General features: G+C 46.8%; 18 protein-coding genes. 9 read left to right on the top strand and 9 right to left on the bottom strand.

Going from position 1 to position 20512, the window contains the following annotated elements:
* Nucleotides 1-127: 127 nt before the first annotated feature.
* Nucleotides 128-1519: a helix-turn-helix transcriptional regulator gene (locus MKY85_RS02085; protein WP_342571657.1), complete on the bottom strand. Its 1392-nt coding sequence runs from the start codon at nucleotides 1517-1519 to the stop codon at nucleotides 128-130.
* 267 nt (nucleotides 1520-1786) lie between these two features.
* Here MKY85_RS02085 and MKY85_RS02080 point away from each other — a divergent pair, with 267 nt between their 5' ends.
* Nucleotides 1787-2911, top strand: a complete 1125-nt coding sequence (locus MKY85_RS02080; RefSeq protein ID WP_342571656.1) for an LLM class flavin-dependent oxidoreductase — start codon at nucleotides 1787-1789, stop codon at nucleotides 2909-2911.
* Nucleotides 2912-3012: 101 nt separating this feature from the next.
* Here the strand turns inward: MKY85_RS02080 and MKY85_RS02075 are convergent, their stop codons facing one another.
* Complete coding sequence (locus tag MKY85_RS02075; RefSeq protein ID WP_339258468.1) at nucleotides 3013-3594, bottom strand: TetR/AcrR family transcriptional regulator; 582 nt, start codon at nucleotides 3592-3594, stop codon at nucleotides 3013-3015.
* 300 nt (nucleotides 3595-3894) lie between these two features.
* Here MKY85_RS02075 and MKY85_RS02070 point away from each other — a divergent pair, with 300 nt between their 5' ends.
* Nucleotides 3895-5103 (top strand): MFS transporter, encoded by a 1209-nt coding sequence (locus tag MKY85_RS02070; protein WP_339239198.1) that lies wholly within the window; start codon nucleotides 3895-3897, stop codon nucleotides 5101-5103.
* Nucleotides 5104-5247: 144 nt separating this feature from the next.
* On the opposite strand, the gene MKY85_RS02065 is transcribed toward MKY85_RS02070, so the two are convergent.
* Nucleotides 5248-5616, bottom strand: coding sequence for a VOC family protein (locus MKY85_RS02065; RefSeq protein WP_342571655.1), 369 nt, complete (start codon nucleotides 5614-5616; stop codon nucleotides 5248-5250).
* A 115-nt stretch (nucleotides 5617-5731) separates the two neighbouring features.
* Nucleotides 5732-6793: an alkene reductase gene (locus MKY85_RS02060; protein ID WP_342571654.1), complete on the bottom strand. Its 1062-nt coding sequence runs from the start codon at nucleotides 6791-6793 to the stop codon at nucleotides 5732-5734.
* Nucleotides 6794-6949: 156 nt separating this feature from the next.
* Between MKY85_RS02060 and MKY85_RS02055 the strand changes: the two genes are divergently transcribed.
* Nucleotides 6950-7813, top strand: coding sequence for a LysR family transcriptional regulator (locus tag MKY85_RS02055; RefSeq protein WP_342571653.1), 864 nt, complete (start codon nucleotides 6950-6952; stop codon nucleotides 7811-7813).
* Nucleotides 7814-8239: 426 nt separating this feature from the next.
* Here MKY85_RS02055 and MKY85_RS02050 read toward each other — a convergent pair whose 3' ends face one another.
* From MKY85_RS02050 to MKY85_RS02035, 4 genes are all read right to left on the bottom strand, one after another.
* On the bottom strand, nucleotides 8240-10306 hold the full coding sequence (locus tag MKY85_RS02050; protein WP_342571652.1) for a methyl-accepting chemotaxis protein: 2067 nt from the start codon (nucleotides 10304-10306) through the stop codon (nucleotides 8240-8242).
* A gap of 233 nt (nucleotides 10307-10539) precedes the next feature.
* Nucleotides 10540-11646, bottom strand: a complete 1107-nt coding sequence (locus tag MKY85_RS02045; RefSeq protein WP_339258462.1) for a Glu/Leu/Phe/Val dehydrogenase — start codon at nucleotides 11644-11646, stop codon at nucleotides 10540-10542.
* A gap of 286 nt (nucleotides 11647-11932) precedes the next feature.
* A complete protein-coding gene (gene cdaS / locus MKY85_RS02040; RefSeq protein ID WP_339258459.1) occupies nucleotides 11933-12562 on the bottom strand; it encodes a sporulation-specific diadenylate cyclase CdaS in 630 nt (209 codons plus the stop codon).
* Between the two features lie 213 nt (nucleotides 12563-12775).
* Nucleotides 12776-14290 (bottom strand): DUF6359 domain-containing protein, encoded by a 1515-nt coding sequence (locus MKY85_RS02035; protein WP_339308780.1) that lies wholly within the window; start codon nucleotides 14288-14290, stop codon nucleotides 12776-12778.
* Nucleotides 14291-14514: 224 nt separating this feature from the next.
* Here MKY85_RS02035 and MKY85_RS02030 point away from each other — a divergent pair, with 224 nt between their 5' ends.
* The 3 genes from MKY85_RS02030 (at nucleotide 14515) to MKY85_RS02020 (ending at nucleotide 15771) form a co-directional block, all read left to right on the top strand.
* Complete coding sequence (locus tag MKY85_RS02030; RefSeq protein ID WP_339239191.1) at nucleotides 14515-14808, top strand: hypothetical protein; 294 nt, start codon at nucleotides 14515-14517, stop codon at nucleotides 14806-14808.
* Nucleotides 14809-14961: 153 nt separating this feature from the next.
* Entirely contained in the window at nucleotides 14962-15117 is a 156-nt protein-coding gene (locus MKY85_RS02025; protein ID WP_017691064.1) for a hypothetical protein, read from the top strand.
* A 123-nt stretch (nucleotides 15118-15240) separates the two neighbouring features.
* Nucleotides 15241-15771: a GNAT family protein gene (locus tag MKY85_RS02020; protein WP_339258458.1), complete on the top strand. Its 531-nt coding sequence runs from the start codon at nucleotides 15241-15243 to the stop codon at nucleotides 15769-15771.
* A 183-nt stretch (nucleotides 15772-15954) separates the two neighbouring features.
* Here the strand turns inward: MKY85_RS02020 and MKY85_RS02015 are convergent, their stop codons facing one another.
* On the bottom strand, nucleotides 15955-16731 hold the full coding sequence (locus tag MKY85_RS02015) for a Crp/Fnr family transcriptional regulator (RefSeq protein ID WP_339239189.1): 777 nt from the start codon (nucleotides 16729-16731) through the stop codon (nucleotides 15955-15957).
* 379 nt (nucleotides 16732-17110) lie between these two features.
* Here MKY85_RS02015 and MKY85_RS02010 point away from each other — a divergent pair, with 379 nt between their 5' ends.
* From MKY85_RS02010 to MKY85_RS02000, 3 genes are all read left to right on the top strand, one after another.
* Nucleotides 17111-17542, top strand: coding sequence for a GAF domain-containing protein (locus MKY85_RS02010; protein WP_339258454.1), 432 nt, complete (start codon nucleotides 17111-17113; stop codon nucleotides 17540-17542).
* A 215-nt stretch (nucleotides 17543-17757) separates the two neighbouring features.
* Nucleotides 17758-19368, top strand: a complete 1611-nt coding sequence (locus MKY85_RS02005) for an AraC family transcriptional regulator (protein ID WP_342571651.1) — start codon at nucleotides 17758-17760, stop codon at nucleotides 19366-19368.
* A gap of 117 nt (nucleotides 19369-19485) precedes the next feature.
* Nucleotides 19486-20484 (top strand): ABC transporter substrate-binding protein, encoded by a 999-nt coding sequence (locus MKY85_RS02000; protein ID WP_342571650.1) that lies wholly within the window; start codon nucleotides 19486-19488, stop codon nucleotides 20482-20484.
* Nucleotides 20485-20512: the final 28 nt, after the last annotated feature.

Below are 20512 nucleotides of genomic sequence, written 5' to 3'. Positions count from 1 at the left end.
AACCATTTCAAACTCTTATACTTCACTCTGAACCGACTACACTCCGCCGCCGCCATGTGTATGTGTACTATATAACACTGGCGTGCCTGCGCCAGGCTGAGGATACAGTGTAAACAATAAAACAGCACTAAACAAAACTACTATTACAGCTGCTTTTTTTCTCATAATTACTATAAACCTCCTCGATTAAGTTTCTATACTTGTTCTTCAATTCAGTTGAAGCTCTGTCTCTAAATCTCTCAAATAAGCCTACACATTGTATAATCACAGATTCGCTTTTCATATGTTTAGCTGAAGCTATACAGTGTAACAAATGCTGAAACCCTTGTTCATACCTGCCTTTATCTAGTTGATAGATAGTTAATTCTTTAAGAAGTTCAATGTATCTGCCGTTGGTTATAAGTTCATTATAACTACCAATATAACCATAAGTATTAAAATACATCATTATATATGGATCAAATTTATCGAGAACAAAATCAACATCCATATTGTGATTATTAGCTGCTTCCATTATTTTTACCAACGCAGGCAAAATTTCAGCTTCATCTTTCTCAATGTACTGAACATACGAATAGATTACATCTATATCCCCCATCATAAGGCGATATAGATAATTGTTGACCTGTGCCCATCCATTGAATCTATTAATAAATACAATATCCTCTTCACTAGGATTATCAATACGAATTAATTTTGAATATGCTTCTGTATATTGAAGAGCTTCAGGATATTCTGCTCGTCCGTCACATGCTGCTGCCCTCAGCAAATTAGAATACGCGGAGTATACGAAGGTAGGGTAAACGGTAATTCTTTGAGTTTCTGATTTTCTTTTTTTATAAGAGTTAAGAAAGTTAGTTTTCTGCTCCAGATCTTCAGCCAAAGTGAATACCTTGTCCCAGTATCTTAGAGCCAAGTATGTATTCGCCAGGTCTTTAATCGCATCCAGCTGCCTCTCCTCATCCAACCGATTAATATACGGTTCAAAATGTACGGCTGCACGCAGATTTTCGTGTTGGTCCTGACCGAGAGATAACGTGAAGATGCGATACTGACAGAGAGCGAGACGTTCCGAATGCTGATATTTCTCACACTCCGCCACACATTCGTACAACATCCGTGCAGCCTTCGTCTGTCCACGCTCAAGCATGCCTTCAGCCATCTCAAACAACTCCGAGATATACGAGCGATCATCGGTCACTTCCTGGATAACCCTCTGAATACATTCCAGCTTGTCCAATTCGGCACAGCGCTGCAGGAATGGTTCCAGTCTTCTCCAATGGGGTGCCGATTCCACGAAACATTCAGCCCCATAGATCTCGTAGAAGTACCCCTCTTCCAGCTTCATGCCTTGGGTAATCAGATCCAATTGCGCCATAGCAATGGGCCGAGTCCCCTTAATAATTGCACTAAGCGTTCCGGCGTTAACTCCTGATATATCGGCAAAATACTGCAGGGTGTACCCCTGTTTCCTGATGTAGTCCTCAATATATGAGCGTATCGTAGTTGTAGGTTCCATGTATCCCACCTCCACAATGAAAATCCATAATTTTGAATTTATATGATAAGCACAATTTTAATCCTAAATTTTACAGCGGTCAATAAAAATCGTGGCAATTTCCTTCACATCTGTGCAAGGGGGCCTGAACTGAATTTTTGCTTATAGAAAAAATCCATTAGAAGAATCCGTGAGAACATGATACATTTAATGCAACTTACATATCCTACTATTTCAATAGGATTATACGACACAGATACGATTAATTCAGTTCAAGGAGAAGGTCAGATGAAATTTGCCTTGTTTAGTCTCATGATGAATCTGCCTAATGCCGTAACCGGGGAGGCTCTGACGACTCAGCAGAAATTCCATAATATATTGGAGCAAGCGAAGCTGGCTGAACGACTGGGATTTGACGCCTATGGAATCGGTGAACGACACGGTGCACCTTTTCTATCTTCTTCGCCACCTGTCGTATTAACCGCAATAGCCGCAGCAACCACACGCATTCGGTTACTAACCACCGTCACTGTTCTCAGTATACTTGATCCAGTCCGCGTTGCCGAGGATTATGCCACACTGGATCAATTATCAGGCGGACGGCTGGAGATGATCATCGGGAAAGGCAATGACCCTCGACACTATCCGCTGTTTGGCATAAGCGAAGAGGAACAATGGGACTCACTCGATGAACGGTATCATTTGCTAAAACGGCTGTGGTCTGAAGAGAATGTCACCTGGCAGGGAACGTATCGCCCTCCGCTTGAGGGCGTGACCACGTGGCCTAGGCCGCTTCAGCAGTCCATCCCAATCTGGCATGGTAGCGCGTCGAGCACAGTCTCAACCGAACTCGCTGCCAAATATGGCGAGCCGCTCTTCACGTCAAATTCTTTTCACCCTCAGGCCAAATACAAAGCGTTAATCGATCATTATCGAGAGCGCCTCGATTATTATGGTCATGATCCGCAGCAGGCAGTGATTGGCTCTGGTGCCGGCAGTCTCTACCTTGCCGATACAGGTGAAGAAGCCATTCGTCGCTATAAGCCGTACTATGAAGCGTTCCATGCCACCGCCGCCGCACAGCATAACCAGTCGCCCTTCACCGATCTGGAGGATAACATTGCACGTGGCCCTGCGTTAATCGGCAGTCCAGAACAGGTTATTGAGAAAATTCTGGACTATCATGCCGCTTACGGACATCAGGTGCTGAGTATCAGCGTAGATGGATTGACGCATAGCGAGCAGTTGGAGCAAGTGGAGCGTTTTGCCAAGGAAGTGGCCCCTGTATTACGCCGTGAACTGCCTAGTTCAGTATGGAATGAACCCCCGGTGTTAACCCAGCACGCATCCTTCCTATCCTCTAATGCTACAGACTCATGGCCCACAGCCATCTCACCTATATTCCAAGTTTAAATACTCTCCCACGTACAATATCCCACATGTGATCCCTTCCAGGGTGATTCCTAAGAATCACCCTCTTCCCTCATCCTCCCAGTTGTATCACCGCTCTTCTTCTACTTATTGGACTGAATACCTTCAAACAATGAACGGAGCAGTACATCTACAAACGCATCATCCATCGCTTCACCGGTCACTAACATGCGATAGAACACCGGCCCATAGATCAGATCAATATACATTCCAATGTCTATCCCACTCTTCAATTCGCCGCGCTCCACGCCCTTCTCCAAGATTCCTCGAGCTTCACGCCGACGTGGCTGGATGTATCTTGTGCGGTATTCTTCGGCAAGCCCTTCATCCGATTGCCCTTCTCCGATAATCTGTGTAATCACTTTTCCTTCCCGACTGGTCAAAAAACGAACCAGATTACTCGCATGTATGCGTATATCTTCCAATACCGAGCCTGTATCCGGTACGGGTAATCTTGCCGTTGCGGCAGACATATATCCGTCCATGATGACAGCGCCTTTGCTCGGCCACCATTTGTAGATCGTGGCTTTGCTCACTTGTGCGCGCTCAGCAATCTTCTCAATCGTAACAGCCCCGAATCCGTGCTCCAACAACAACTCATAGGATGCGTTAAGAATGGCATTCTGGGTTTCCATATTACGTGGACGTCCTCTTTTGGCAGTCATCTTGAGCCCTCCTGGATGCAAAAAATATATTTTATCATCAGTAATATTCATAAATACGATACGTTCATTATACTAAAATGCATTGCGTACACACAATTCACTCTTCGCTCATTTTTATATCCTCATTTAAATTTTCATTAAAATATGTTTAGTCTATTTACAATACTAAACGTTTAGTTTATTATATGTTTTAATTAGTGAACACAACGTTTAGTAATTAACATTTTAAACAGCACCCGTTGATCTATCTGGAATATCGAATTTTCAATACGAATATGAAATCTGTGGAGGATGATTAAGATGGATATGAGACAACAAGTGAAGAAGGCACCTGTACCTGCCTGGATTATTTTTTTGCTGGCATCCGCTTGTGGATTGATCGTGGCAAACCTGTATTATGCTCAGACCGTTATCGGACCGATTAGCATGACCACGGGCCTTTCTTCTGCCGCTGCCGGATTGATCGTAACGTTGACTCAGATTGGTTATGTTATTGGTTTGTTATTCATCGTGCCGCTCAGTGACATTATTGAGAACCGACGCCTGGTCGTGCTTTTCCTCATCGTACTGGTTGTTGCCCTGATTGCTGCGGCTTTCTCGCCCACTGCTGTTGTATTTCTCACTGCCTCTCTGTTCATTGGTATAGGTTCTGTGGTCGCTCAGATTCTGGTACCCTATGCGACATATCTTACTTCCGAGGAACAACGCGGACGGGTTGTCGGCAATGTCATGAGCGGTCTGCTGCTGGGCATCATGCTGGCCCGTCCTGTCGCAAGCTTTATCACCAGCCTCTTCGGATGGCAGACGGTCTTTGTATTCTCCGCCATTGTCATAACACTTCTCATGTTGCTCCTATCCCGTGCTCTTCCTGCTCGCCAACCTGAACCCACCTTGAAATACGGTCAATTAATCGTGTCGTTGGGCACACTGTTCAGAACGATGCCTCTGTTACGCCGTCGGGCGTTCTATCAAGCCAGTCTGTTTGGTGCTTTCAGCTTATTCTGGACGACGGTTCCACTCAGACTCGCGAACGATTTCGGCATGTCACAGCAAGGCATTGCCTGGTTCGCCCTGGCTGGTGTCGGAGGTGCTATTGCCGCTCCCATTGCCGGGAGATTGGCAGATCGCGGACTAACGCGTATTCTCACGGGGGCTGCCATGATCATCGCTGCAGCTTCGTTTGGTCTGGCTTATGTATTCCAGAGCCACTCCACGTTTGCATTGATCCTGCTTGTGATCGTGGCAATTACATTGGATATGGCTGTCTCGGGAAATCTGGTGCTGGGTCAACGCATTATCTACTCCTTAGGAAGTGAAGCGAGAGGGCGTGTGAATGGCATATTCATGTCGATCTTTTTTGTTGGCGGTGCGATTGGTTCATCTCTTGGAAGCTGGTCTTATGCTAACGGAGGCTGGAGTCTCACAACGCTGATTGGCCTGATCATGCCGCTGCTCGCTTTGGTGTATTACTTTACGGAAAAGAAAGCTGTAGTCGTCAGCAACGAATAGAAATGAATGTATCGTTTAATTCGAACGACCAAATAAGGGCAGACTGATCCTAAGGATCAGTGCTGCCCTTTATTTGGTAATCAACACTTGGCTCTCTGTGACAGAGCAAGGTATCACTGTGATTAAGATGGATACATCTGCGTATTAGGCTTTACTGTGAAGGGTAACTTGGTACCCGTCTGGGTCGGCAAATGTAAAAGTTCGCCCGAATGGTCCATCTATGGGTGCAGATGTAATCTTAACGCCTGCCGCAGCAAGCTTGTCGTGAATGTCTTGCGTATCCGGGGCATGAAGCCACAGGGCGATACCAAGTCCTGGCTGAGTACCTGAACGGAGTTCGGTTCCTGGCAATAGGTCACGAAGAGCAAATGTAATAGGCTTGGTATCAAAGACCACCGCATGAGGTGGTCCCGCCTGTGAGCGTACCAGTCCGAGATAGTTTTGATAGAATTCGGCAGAGCTCTCAAGATTGCTCACTTGAAGTGAAATGAAATCGGGTCCAATTGCTGACATAATGTAATGTCCTCCTTAGTATTTGTATACCTTGATCATACAAGGACGTTCTTGCCAACAGTATGTCAGTAGCGTTCATTCTTTTTTTGATTTTCTTTGAATCGGTTTTTCCCTTTTACACCAACATGGGCAGATGCTTAGCTGCATCATACTCCACCAATGGCTCACCAGCATTCAATTTCTGCACCAGATCAGGGTTGGAGATAAATAGTCTGCCGAACGCAGCCAAATCTACGCTTCCCTTAGCAATCGCGTGCTCTGCGGTCTGAACATCCAGATTCCCCACACCAATAATAATTCCATCCCACTGACTTCGAATCCGCTCGTGAAAGGACTTCTCCCCTTCCCACGCTTTCGCATAATGATCTGTTGAGGGATGCAAAATCGTAATTCCCGTCTCGCGGAACAACTTCAGGTATGCATCGATCATTCCAGCTTTGTCCGCCCATGCATAGGATGCATCATCATCCTTTTTCTCGGAGAATCGAACCGATATGCGATCCACACTGATCTCTTTTTTTACAGCCAAAATAATATCTCGAAGGAACCGTAATCTGCCCGCAGCGTCGCCTCCATATTCGTCTGTTCTGTGGTTGGTCTTCTCATTGATAAACTGGTCGATCAGATACCCATGCGCAGCATGCAGCTCGATTCCGTCAAACCCTGCAAGAACCGCATGGCGTGCTGCCGTCTGAAAATGCTGAATCGTATCCGCTATATCCTGTGCACTCATCGCTTGGGGAATCTGATACGGCTTATGCAGCTTATGCACTCTTCCCTCTGCCGCAAGGCTGGAAGGCGCCAGTGGAGCGGTTCCGATCAGATCAGAATGGGACAATCTGCCGACATGCCACAGCTGAGCAATAATGGTGCCGCCATGTCTGTGAACAGCATCCGTTACCCTTTTCCAAGAAGTCGTCTGTTCATCTGTATATAAGCCGGGGATGCCATAAGTGCCTTTGCCTGCCAGGTTGGGGTTAATGCCCTCGGTAATGATCAGTCCCACGCCATCTTGTGCACGCTGCTCATAATACGCCACCATCTCATCCGTCGCCGTCCCCTTATGGTCATCCGCAAATCCCCGGGTCAACGGTGCCATCACCATTCGGTTTCTTAACTTCCATTGATGAATTGTCACCGGGCTTAATAGTGTTGTACGTGTATTCATCTTATCCATGTCATATCCCTACTCTCTTTGTCATTAGGGATATTGTACGGCTGCTCTGATATATCGTAAAATGATTGTAATATATAGTTGTATCTCTCAGAGAGATACCTAACATGAATATCTACGGAAGCAATGTAAGTTAATCCACACTCGGGAGGATACAGCATGGAACTTTCTGATATCGATATTGTTCTCGCGGTGGCACGTTCAGGCAAAATCTCACAGGCCGCCAAAGAACTGAATTACGCGCAATCCAATGTCACGACACGCATCAAAAAATTGGAGCAGGAATATCAAATCCAGTTGTTCAACCGATTTCCCAAAGGTGTTGTACTGACCTCCAAAGGAGAACAGTTCGTTGAATACGCCTCACGCATTCATAACCTTTTGCACGATCTGAAGCAGGATATGACCGATCCCGGAGAACCTTCTGGCACGCTAAAAATCGGCATTGTGGAAACTGCGGCATCCAGCCGCTTTATGGAGATTCTGAATGAATATCAGATAACCTACCCGGAGGTATCCATCTCACTCGTTAACGCCACTTCACCCAAAGTACTGCGCAAGAAAATACAGGACTATGAGATTGATGGTGCTTTTATCAGCGGGGCTTGTGTGAAGGAAGGTCTGAAGGTGGAATACGAGATGCAGGACACGGTTCATATCATCTCCAAAAAGACAGACGCACCACCTGAGAGCCTGTGCCAGGTATCGTGGGTCGTTTTCCCCGAAGGCTGTCCGTATCGTGAAATGACCGAAGAATTCCTGCAGGAAGAAGGGTTGTCCGCACGCAATATCATCGAAGTGAGTACGATGGAAAACCTGCTCAGCTGTGTGGAATCTGGCATTGCTTTTACCATTATGCCGTGCAGCGTTATTCACAAGAAACCGGATGATTTTTCCGTATTTGATCTCGCAGATCGTTATACTCATACCACAACAACCTTTGTCCGCGGGGAGGATCGTTATGTCAGCAGTGCGCTGGATCAATTCATGAAGCTACTCAATCAGAAGTGCATTACGTTTTGATAGATGCGGACTATACCCCAACACATCACACGGAAAAATGCCCTTATCATGCATAACTTAGATGGGGGCAGGAGACAGGGGACTGGTTGCAAAAGGGGCTGTCCCAGAAGGAATACCGTCTCGCTCCAAGTGCTAACGAACCTACCGCACCTTAAAAGGCAAATCATCAACGATTGCAAGATTTAACGAACCTCACTAACGCTATTTCGTCATACTAGGGCTTCCAAACCTAAAAAAAACAGTGAATCGACGAAATAGCGTCTCTGTGATTCGTTAGTTCTCAGATCTGGGCAAATGGGAGCGAATAGCGTGTGTCAGGTTCATTAAAACAAAATCAAACTAAATGAGGATGTCCCTCGTCATATTCATGACTTATGGGACATCCTCGTCGTTACTTTTCCCCTCTATACCATCTACAATTAACGCTTACTCCACCTTGAATCTTGCAGCCGATTCGGCCAGTTTTTGCGTCAATTGATCGATCGTATCGACCATGTTTGCCAACTGCTGCACCGTGGAAGACTGCTCCATCATGGTTGCTGTTACCTCTTCAACCGAAGCAGATACCTGCTCTCCTGAAGCCGACAAGCTATGTGCTGACTCCAGTACGTCATCCTTATTCTGCAACATCTCCTGCATCTGTCCTGCCATCGTGGCGATCTGTTGATTAATGACCATTACTTTCTCCAGAATCACATCAAACGCCTGACGAGTCTGCAAAACAAGCTCATCCTGTCTGGACGAGATGGTGTGGATTTCGGCAACACTATGGTTGTTCTCGGCGACATCGGCCAGATTCTGCTCGATAATGCTGGAGATTTCCTTGGACTGGCGGGAACTCTGCTCTGCCAGATTGCGGATCTCCTCGGCCACAACCGCAAATCCTCTGCCATGCTCCCCAGCCCGTGATGCTTCAATTGAAGCATTCAATGCAAGCAGATTGGTCTGCTTCGCGATCTGGCTGATCGCTTCCGTGATCTGACTAATACTGCCCGAACTCGTTTGAAGTTTGACCGTAATCTCCGAGATTTTCTCCACTTCCCGCTCGTTGACCTCATTAATACGCATCAATTCATTGACGACTTCATTCCCGTTGTGGAAAACCGATTCGATCTCATCCGCTCTTGCCTTCACATCCTGCGCACTGCTGTTCATGGCAGCCACTTTATCGCCAAAGCTGTTGAATTTGCCTGCAATCTGCTCGGTATCTTCCGATTGAGCCTCCATCGCCTTCGCAATGCCCATGGACGTCGCCGATGTCTCATCAATGGATCTGGATGTCTGTTTGGATGTCTCCTCCAATTCCTGAGTGCTGGCCTGGAGCACATGAATCGAATTATTCATATCGGTAATCAGGTTCCTGTTCTGCTCCACCATGCCATTAAAACTCTCCGCGAGATCCTTGAATTCGCTGTTATATCTGCCATTGGCCTTAACAGTGAGATTCCCTTGAGCAAGCTGTTTGAACAGCCCGATCAGACGAATGATGGGTCTCGTAATACTGCGAGAAATTAGCAATCCTACGCCAATCGCCAGTGCAACTCCGATCAATGTCACGATAATCATCTGGCGCTGCATATCCTCTAATGGGCGTTTGATATCATCATAATCATCAATAATGACAACGGAGAGATCTGCACCAGGGATCTGATTGATACGATAATAGATATCATCTCGATCCATCGAAGTGATCTTCACTTTGTCGGTGGCTCTGGCCTCCATAAGTTCAGTGGCTTCCTTGTCCTCTTCCAACGTTTGTCCCACAATGGAAGGGTCCAGTGAATCATACATAATGATGCCGCTTCGGCTCAATACTTCAACTCTGCCTTGACCATTGATCTGGATGTCCCCCAGTTGCCCCAGGAAAAAGTTGCTGTCCACCGACATGGCGAACACACCCAGAATATTACCCTCTTCATCCATGACAGGCTCCGAGAATGCAATTATCAGCTTCTTGCTATTCTTCGACACGATGGCATCACTGATGAAGGATTTCCCCTGTATGGACTCCTTGAAATATTCACGGTCTCCTCGTGGCTGTCCAATGACATCCGGCATGGTTCCTGCCACAATGGTTCCTTCCTTGTCAAACACGAACAGATCCGGCTTGGTGCCTATTGTGTCAGATATACTCTCGGTGAGAATTGTATTCGCTCTGTTGAAATATGGATTCTCATCTGTAAAAAAGGTCTCATCTGTCATTTCGTTTGTATCACGCAACTTCAAGAGTTCTTTAAACGTACTATGTACGGACATCGCATGACTCATCTGTTGCTGAAGCTGCATCGCTGTCCAAAGCCCTTCCCCAAGGCGGTCAGCCATTACATTAATCTCATCCTTGCTCTTCCTGACCACAACATCAGATGAAATCATATAACTTGTGGTCGTTGCACCGAGCAGTACCAAAACGACCAATACACTGATCATGATCGGCAGCTTGATTTTAAGCGACACATTTCTAAGCCTGTGCGCTACCCCTTGTCTTTTCCCCATTTTCACTTCTCCCCACTTCCCTGAACCATCTGCATCTAAACGATGTATATACATTATCGGAAAAATGCATAGTGGAATTGATCTATTAGGGAGATATTGCCACTGTTTTTCATTTTTTTATATCTGATAACAACATAAAAAATGGCCTGTTAGAACGACACGATCCATCTTAGAAATGGACGTTGCCGTTATCTAACAGACCGTTTACAGATTTAATAAAGATTCAATACCGTTTACTTGCGCAATCTCCGGGAACTCAGCGCGTGGTGGCCATTCTGCAAAAATGTACTGCGTGTATTCTTCATCTGTTCGATCCGTCGCTCAGCCAGACGATCTGCAGCAACATAGGTAGCGATGCCCTCGGTACGTGAGCTTTCGAATATTTTCTCCAGAGTGGCATAGATCTCTCCGATCTTGCTCCACGCCCGATCCGCATTATAACCATTCAGCTCATCTGCAATGTTAATTACGCCACCTGCATTGATAACATAGTCAGGCGCGTATACGATGCCCATGTCATACAACTGATCCCCATGACGGGTCTCCAGAAGCTGATTGTTGGCGCATCCCGCTACAACCTTCGCCTTGAGCGTCTTAAGCGTATCGTCATTAATCGTGCCGCCCAGTGCACATGGTGCATAGATATCGCAATCCACACTCGTGATATCCGCGGGATCAACAGCTGTTGCGCCGAAGCGATCCACAGCCTGTTTCACCGCGTCTTTATGGATATCCGTAACGATCAGATGTGCACCTTCCTCATACAGATATTTGCACAGATGCATCGCCACATTGCCGACACCTTGAACCGCTATCGTCTTACCCTCCAGCAGATCGGTGCCAAATGCTTCTTTGGCTGCTGCCTTGATCCCTCGATATACACCCCAAGCCGTTGCAGGTGATGGGTTACCGGATGAACCATAACTTGCCGAGATGCCTGTCACATAATCGGTTTCCTGATAGATCAGGTTCATGTCCTCTTCCGTTGTTCCCACATCTTCGGCCGTGATATAACGTCCGTTCAACCCTTGAATATATCGTCCAAACGCACGAAACATCGCTTCGTTTTTGTCACGCCTTGGATCTCCGATAATAACGGTTTTGCCGCCGCCCAGATTCAGGCCGGATACTGCATTCTTGTATGTCATACCACGGGCAAGGCGCAGCGCATCTTCAATGGCTGCTTCTTCCGAAGCGTAAGTCCACATCCGTGTGCCTCCCAACGCAGGGCCGAGTGTTGTGTCGTGTATGGCGATAATTGCTTTTAACCCTGAATTTCGATCCTGGCACAGAACCAGTTCCTCATAATCGTGATGCTCCATTGCTTCAAACCAACTCATGTGCTAACCGTCTCCTCCAACCATTTTTGCGATTCATTCGCATTGTTCTCTATTCATCGACCATCCTCTATTGTACCCATGAATACCCAGTTTGTGCAAAATCACATCGCAATGTTAGAGAAGCATCGATCGATCTTTCTCATATGGCGAGGGCAAAGCTGTCGAATTTCAGATTATATTTTATCGTCTATTAATAGAAAAACCTCTCTCTCTTACAGGAGAAAGGCACACTTCCCTCAACAGCATCATCTTAATCGCCCCAAGTAGGCCACTTGATCGTTCAAATTTAGGATAACGTCTCAACCACATTTATCGGATGCAGATCTCCATCCACCGCGAATGAAGCCTGTCCCGTCTCCTCAGAGACAACCAGTACAACCGCATCCGTCAATTCACTGAGTCCCAGTGCAGCCCGATGTCGAGTGCCTATTTTTCGTTCATGCACTTCCGCTTGCGACAACGGCAGCACATTACCAGCGGATACAATCTGATTGCCACGAATCAATACGGCCCCGTCATGCAATGGTGCACCGGGAATGAACAAGGATTCCAACAGCGCATGTGTCACTCTGGCATCCACGGCCACGCCTGAATGAATGATCGACTCCAACGGAATCTCACGTTCGATCACAATCAACGCCCCATATCTCCGATCAGATAGATGTTGTACGCTCGAAGTTAATTCGGCAAACTTCTCGGTAAAGGGCGACAGATAACAATCCAGATAAAACGAAGAGGCGAGCACCTCAATCTGCTTGATTTCCGCTCGAATCTCTGCAAATTGCCCCAGCAGACAGGCACTGTCATTGTCAAACCGGGATAACGTCAGATTCATCCGTTCTGCTACACGATGGAGATCCGCTTTGAGCTTCTGTCTCATCGAGGAACTGTCACAGTCTGCTTGCCGTTTCATCATACGTCGCCTCCTCCTTTAATTCGATTAATGCCTCGCACACATCCTGAATACCCATACCTTCCCCCCAGGAGCAAGTATATATACAATGACAGGGCAGTAAGGGCTGATCATGGTCGTGAATGCATCTGGCATAACAAGCAAAAAAGAGCCTGTCCGCGAACAAACTTTCACGGTCAGGCCCTATTCGGCATGATGATTTGAAGTCTATATGACTTATTGTGCTTTTCCGTATGAACCTGTCTTAAATGTAGTCGGATCATACCATTTGTATCCCGCCGCAGGTGCAGCCCATGGCTCAAGTTGCGGCTCGGTTGATGCAGCCGGAGCTTCCATGGAGAGCAGGCTTGTGGCCGTATCCAATGTCAGTCCTGGCACTTGTGCCAGACTGGTATAACTCTCTTTGACCGCCAGCCATTTTACGGTATTCACAAGGAACGTTGCATCGTCCACTTCTTTGAATCCATCATAGGTCTTTTTGGTCGCACCGGTCTCTTCACGCAAATATTTCGGCGTAGCGTCTTCCACAGGTGAAGAGTCGCCAATAAATGCAGCTTTGCCCGCACCAACCTTGGCAATGGCGGCATAGGCCCCTTCAGCTCGTCCACCACCATTATATACGCCCTGATCGACAGCATTGCCCCACTTGGACACACCACTTGGTACATACACCAAACCTTTGGCCTTGTTAGGGTCGATAATTGCAACGGTGGATCCCGCATGCATGGCTACAGCATTAACACCAGCCGTAATACCGAAGGATTGAGCAGGTGCAACGATATCCGATGCATTTACATCTCCAAGGGCATTGTAGCGGAAACGTACACCAAAATTCGTCGCCAGCCAGTCTGAACTCGTCACACTCTGCATCGCTGGTGATTCTGCTTCAGCCGAAGACATGCCTTTGGCCGGATTCAGGAAGGCACCGCGGCGATAGCCGTTGAATACTTCGGAAGAATCCCAGCGGTTTTTGTTACGGTCTGCATTATAGTGGTCGGAGATGAAGAAAACACTTCCTCCGTTCTGCACATACTGCACCAGCGCAGCCTGCTCTGTCGCTTTGAACGGCACGTTGGCTTCGCCAATGACAAAGACGTCGTAATCTTTCAATTTATTATAGGTGATGGCTTGCTCACCGAATGTATACGGAATGCTGCGTTCCAGCTGATTCACGACAAAGCCTGCGTTGCGCAAACCATTGGCAAAATCCGAAAATGCCCCGTCAATAATCCAGTCGGCAGCACCTGCTGTCTGGGCATGGGTATTATCGAACAATACTTTTTTGCCGGTACCATCCGGTAATGTTGTGCCTGGGTTCGGTTCTGGATCAGGGTTCGTTGTTCCGGAGGAAAATGCAATGGACGTTGGGTTTTTGACTCCTGCATAGCTGTTGTAGGCTCCGAGGGTTCCGGTGACAATGATCTTTTTGCCTACAAGATTAGGATTGGTAGCCAGTCCATATTGCGAACGGAAAGAAGCGGGAATCTGCACATCCAATAATCTGGCGTTGGTTCGCTCTGACGCTGAATCGGCAATCAGAACATTAAAATCATTGGCATACGGAGATGTAAACTTTGCGGTAAGTGACCCGGTAGCATGTCCAACAATGATTCCTTCAACCGTCGCTGTTCCTCCACCGCTCTGGGCAGCGATGGCCTGAGATACCGTAAGGGGTGCTGCAGCTTGTACCGGACTTTGCGAACCCGGCCCCAGCAGTGCGGTTGCCATCATGATAAAGACCAGGAATGCCCCGATCCAATGCTGCCATAACGCCTTCTTCATATTCCCTTTCTCCTCCTCCAAATTACCTGATAATGGGTTATCCTCCTTTAATTTAATTGTTCATATGCTGAATTCCTCTATCTTTTTGTAAAATTATTGAAAAAGTTTTGAGATGGCATCCATTTGCCCATACTGATTAGCATTAGAATTCCACTTTCCAAAGGAGTAAAACAATGATGAAGTTGATATTTTTGGTGCTCTTGTTAGTTATCCCGCTAATTATGGCTTATGTTGCTCTTCGTTCCCGAATGGTTACGAGGCTATTTCATATCCTTGCGCTGCTATGCTTCTACAGTGCCGCAACTGTCATCGCTGGTGATGTGTATGCAACGAATGCTCATATGACCACGTTCACCACCGAAATTCATCAATTCCTGATGAATGGCTGGTTCCTGTATCCGTCTGCATATCTCGGTGTGTACATTCCCTATGTGATGTGGAGGAGCCTATTTTCAGAAAAAAGTTAAATTCGTGACGGACTTGATATTGCATTTTGCCAGCGTTCATTGCATAATGAATATATAAACGTGATAATGATTATCATTCTTGAACTTGTCTCCATGTAACTTTCTACTGCATATGATTTTACGATTTTATAGATAAAGGGGAACGAACATCGAATGAATACAACTCTGCAAAAGGCTGATCTGCAGCTTGACGATTATTTGGATCTTCTGAACCTGGCAACCAATCTGGGTGATACGAGATGGCAAAAGGAAATTATCCGCAAGCTGGCTTATACTTATCCCGCAGTTCAATGTAAACAACCACAATAGCATTCCATATATCATAGATCTACATTATGGCTCATGACCGATTCATTCGTTGAATCTGTTACGGGCTATTTTTTGTTGTACAATGTACAGTAAGTTATTCAAATATGAAGGAAGTGGACAACGATGCAATTGGAGACCGAACGACTCATCATCAGGGATATTCTGGAGACAGACTGGGAAAGTATACATAGCTACACATCCATGACAGAAGTCACTCAGCATACGGCGTGGGGACCGAATACGGAAGAAGATACGCGAGAGTACGTGCAGTTTGTGTTGGACATGCAGCAGACACAACCACGAGAAGGTTATGAGCTGGCGATCTGCTTAAAAAGTGATGGGACTCTTCTTGGCGGAGTAGGTATTCACGTGATGGAGAAAACCAATGCAGAGATTGGTTACGTCCTTAATCCCACTTACCAAGGGAAAGGTTATGCGACCGAAGCAGCCAGCGCTATACTAGGCTTCGGTTTCAACGAACTCGGCATCCACCGGATTTACGCCAAGTGTCGCCCACACAACACGGCTTCGGAGAATGTTATGAAGAAAATCGGTATGCAGCGTGAGGGGCTATTACGGGAGCACTGGTTCTACAAAGGTTGCTTTCATGACTCGGTGATCTATTCAATACTCTCCAGTGAATATGGCACATGAACAATTTCACGGAAACACAAAAAGCTGACTCCCATATATGGGACGCCAGCTTTTCTTTTTTTTCTCCGTAACGACCCCAATCGCCAGTGGAGGTGAAGCTTCATTTGAACCAAATCACAATTGTTCCTCTAGGATGCAACCGATGATCTTTCCTTACCTCGGATTCCCCCGGAACGATCTACCTTACAATCGGCACAGCTCTACAGGGCAGCTTGGAAATGTGGGACATCCGCACATGCAGCGCAGGGCTGCCAGATCCCGAATCATCAGTTTGCCGTCCATCATATCTAGCGTACCTTGTTCCTTCCATGCCCCAAGCATCCGCGTTACGCTCTCCCGGGTTGCTCCAATCATCTCGGCAAGATCGGTATGGTTCAGCTTCATGTCGAGCACTATACCGTCCGGTGTAATCCGGCCATACGAATTGCTGGCACGGATCAGTGTCGAAGCGAGCGCCCCCGCCTTGCCGTAGAGCAGCAGATCACGGAATCTCGACTGGGTGATCCGCTGCGACAATGCCATCCATTGCAAAAATTTCAAGGCAAGGTCGCCATGTTTGCTGAGTATACTTTCCAGATCGCTAAGCGAGATAATGGCCAGTTCCCCTTTTTCCGCCATCTCTGCACTATAGCTATGATTCAATCCACCGATACCGCCAAATTCACCGATGAGATCGCCGCTTTGCTGAATGGATAAAATAATTTCCTTGCCATCCTCCGTCGACTTGGTCATTTTTACTCGTCCCGAACGAATGTAGTACAGATATCCGGCTTCATCGCCTTCGAGAAAGAGACTATACCCCGACTTCACCCGTTTGGGTTGCATTTTTGCTTCAATCAGGTCCCATTGCTCAGATGTAACGAACGAAAGGATTCCGCCTGTTTCTCGTGTCATTTTGCCCGCCTCCGTTTGTTTCTGCGCTGTTCTCTGGGTTGTTCTTTCTACAAATACTGTACCCATAACCTTCGTCCCCCTCGGTGATTCCTTATGTATACATCATATCGCGAAAGTAGCCTCAGGGTTATCGGGGGATTACCTGATCATTGACAAGAAACTCCCTGAATTTGCTGTGAGAAAAGTCACATTTCACCGATATGCCTCATCCTTCGCATTCTTCCAATCCCTTGATGTACCTGGATCAGGAGCCCTCCACTGCCCAAGTTCAGTAGATTACGGAACGGAAATAGGGGTTTTCCCTGAATTACAATGACCGAGAATGGGTCTACAATAGAACTACCATCGTAATACCCTTAATTTAAGATGATCCTGTTCGAAGGTTAATGATAATAATTACACCGTTATGTACGTTATATTCCGAAAAAAAAGGAAGTGTCCCCTCATGCATGATGAACTGCCATCTGGTATTCAGGAGATGATCGATGGCCTGCGCCTGAGCACATCCAGTGACTTCTGTGGACTTGCCTGTCTGAACGGGACGATGCTACGCTGGAAGGTTACATCTGGGTCCAGTAATGAACGGGTGAAACGCATGGAGATGCGCCCCGGACAAGATCTGGTAGGCACAGCCCTGCGAACTGGACGCACAGCCCGATCTGATGCACAGTCCCCCGGGGAGCATACACCCGGTCGTTGCCCGTTAATGCTTGCTGAGCGACTGGTAAGTGCCATAGCAGTCCCCGTGTTCCAGGAAGGAAGCGTGCCTGGTGCCGTGCTGCTCGTTGGCAGCAGACTGCCTTGCACCTTTTCACCAAATATGGTCCTGCAGACTGAGCAGGTCGCTCTGCGTCTTCAGCCGAAGGTGTTTGGATAACAACATCTGTCTTTAATATAGAAGAAGTCTTGTTATTTCCTTAGGGGAGTATCAAGGCTTTTTTTATTATAGTTATTCACAGCGGAGCAAGCCTTAGTCTGTTCACCTGTCTTCGCTCATCTGTATACATCGACGTCACTTACACAGATTGATATAATCGAGTCCATACATCCATATATTCATAGATAGAATATACAGCTAAGGAGGCCACAGATATGTTTGTACTGACAAATGCCAGTGTTATGCCATGGGAACCCACACAGCACAACAGTACCATTTCCATAAAAACGCCTTCCTTGGTTACCTGCACAGCGACGGTGGACTATAGATATGGTAATGAGCACGGTGTTTTACATAAAGGACAGTTACTTTTTCTACATTCCCAGTGCTCCCTGGAGCTGATACATCCCCCGCCTTCTGCCCTCACCCTGTATCATATCGGTTTCCAGGATTATGAATTAACGGAAGAGAGTCCTGACAAGCGTGTTTATCAGCTTTCATCAGCGAACTTGCCCTCACATGGTTCGAAGACCGGAGCAAGTCCACAGGTTCTGCGAATGCTGGCAATCATCCAGGAACTTTCCGAAAAAAGGACAGGAAGTGTCCAGACCGAAGAAGCCAGATCCCATTACCTACTGAGTGAATTGCTTGAATTATTCAAGCTGGCGATTAAACCTTCTACAGAAATGGTAGACAGTATAATTCGTGAAGCACTTCGCTACATGAATCATCACTATGACAGTCATCTCACCCGTGAAGAACTCGCCAGATTAACCGGGTTTAATGCGAGCTACTTCTCCAGGTTCTTTCAAAAACAGGTTGGACGCAGCTTTCAGGCTCACTTGACCCGAGTTCGTATGGACAAGACGAAGCAATACCTCTTGTCCACGCAGGCCACCTTAAATGAAATTGCGCTGCTTGTGGGATACTCCGACGGTTTATACTTAAGTCGAAAATTTAAGCAGTTTACCGGGATGAGTCCAAGTGAATACCGACTACAGCCCCGCGCAAGACGAATAGCTACCGTACAGTACACAGGAGATCTGTTAGCCTTAGGCGTTCAACCCATTGCCGCTTCATTCCTACCCTGGGCTATGTCACCGTTAATCCAAGACGAGTTGCATGATGTACTGGATTTGGATGAATATGTTGTGGAAGAAATCCTCCGAAATGAACCGCCTGATCTGATCATTGCGCCGGATTATCTATACTATTTGCCCCATAAGCTCGAACAACTGGAACAGATTGCTCCAGTTATGGTCCTGCCATGGGACAAGTTAAATCGACTGGAGACCGTTCAACTCATCGGGCGAATCATAGGTCGGGAGCAGGCTACCGCAGACTGGATAGAGCACTACACCTCACTGGTCAGCAGTGAAGCTGAACGACTTGAGGCTGTGATCGGGCCTGATGAAACGTTTGGATTATATGAACTCTGGGAAGATGGCACAATCTGTATCTGGAATGCAACCGCCAGAGCGGCATACAACGTATATTACGGACTCAATCTTACACCTCCTCCCAGTATCCTGCATGACGTTCTGGTACCTAACAATCATCAGTTTATTCAGGAAGATCAATTGACGGAATATGCAGCAAACCATATGTTTCTCGTGCTTTCCTCACATGAAGGCGGTCTCTATCATGATGCAGAAGTCAAACTCAGGGAACGACCACACTGGAACAAGATTATGAATAACGGAAAGAGCCGGATATATCCTCTCAAGCTGGAACAATTCTGGTGTAATGATGCGCTGGCTCTGGAAAAGCAACTTCAGCTTATGGTAGATATCCTGATTCGGGAGAATGGTGAAAAGAATAGGTAACCATTGTCCATGCTCAAGAGGTCACATTTTGAGATGGACGATACTTGTATCCAAAAGCTACGATACTAAGGAGGTTTTATTGAGAAAGATAATCATTATTGATTGGGGAGAAGCAGAATGACAGGGGTTAAATCAAAATGGTGGACTGGGCTTATGTTCCTGGTACTGGTGATTGGAATTATTGGCTGCTCAGGCCAAGCCGCAGAAACGACAGAAAACAAACCTTCCTCGACTGCAGCTACAGAAGAGCAACCGGCAGACAGCGCCTCAGAAATGCAGGTCATATCCACCGCTAATGGAGACGTTGAAATCCCAGCGAACCCGCAGCGGATTGTGACGCAGGGCTACCTCGCTGATTTTCTCGCACTTGGCGTCAAACCAGTAGGCGCACCTGATTATGAGCTAGAAAGCCCTTATGTGCTTGATTTGGTTGAAGGCGTAGCAGACATTGGTCGTATTGACGGTGGTTCAGTGGAAAAAATTCTTTCACTTGAGCCCGACCTGATCGTCACTGTAGGTGGAGATGAGAAGCTGAATGAGCAATATCGCAAAATTGCACCGACCCTCATCATCCCTTATGGTACATACGACAATGTGCACGAGGAAATCACTGCTTTTGGAGAAATCTTAAACAAACAAAAGGAAGCCGCAGACTGGTTGTCCCAATTCGAAGTAAAAGTGAAGTCAGCCAAGGACTCCATTCAAGGGCTGGTCAAAGAAGGTACAACTTTCTCCAACTTCAGTCTTTTTGGTAAGGATTGGTATGTTAACGGAGATGGTGTCAACCGCGGTGGGCAAGCCATCTACCAACAGCTCGGACTGAAAGCACCAGACATTGTACAAAAGGAACTGATTGATCAGGATAAAGATACTGTAACTGTATCCGAGGAGAAACTGGCGGATTATGCCGGTGATTATATTTTCCTGGATTTATCCAATGGTGGTTCGCTCGATGAAACATCACCGATCTGGTCATCCCTAGACGCCGTGAAGAACAATCGAGTGTTCAAGCTGGATGGGGAACGGTTCTGGCCATATGATCCTCTTGCCGTGGAGGCACAGGTCGAGGAAATTGCCAATATGATTCAGGAACGTTTCGGCCAAACAGAACATTAAGGTTTCATGTTTCTGTCCCACACGTTGA

The organism is Paenibacillus sp. FSL R5-0749, from assembly GCF_038595085.1.
Taxonomy (GTDB): Bacteria; Bacillota; Bacilli; order Paenibacillales; family Paenibacillaceae; genus Paenibacillus.
This window is presented reverse-complemented; position numbering and strand designations above follow the sequence as displayed.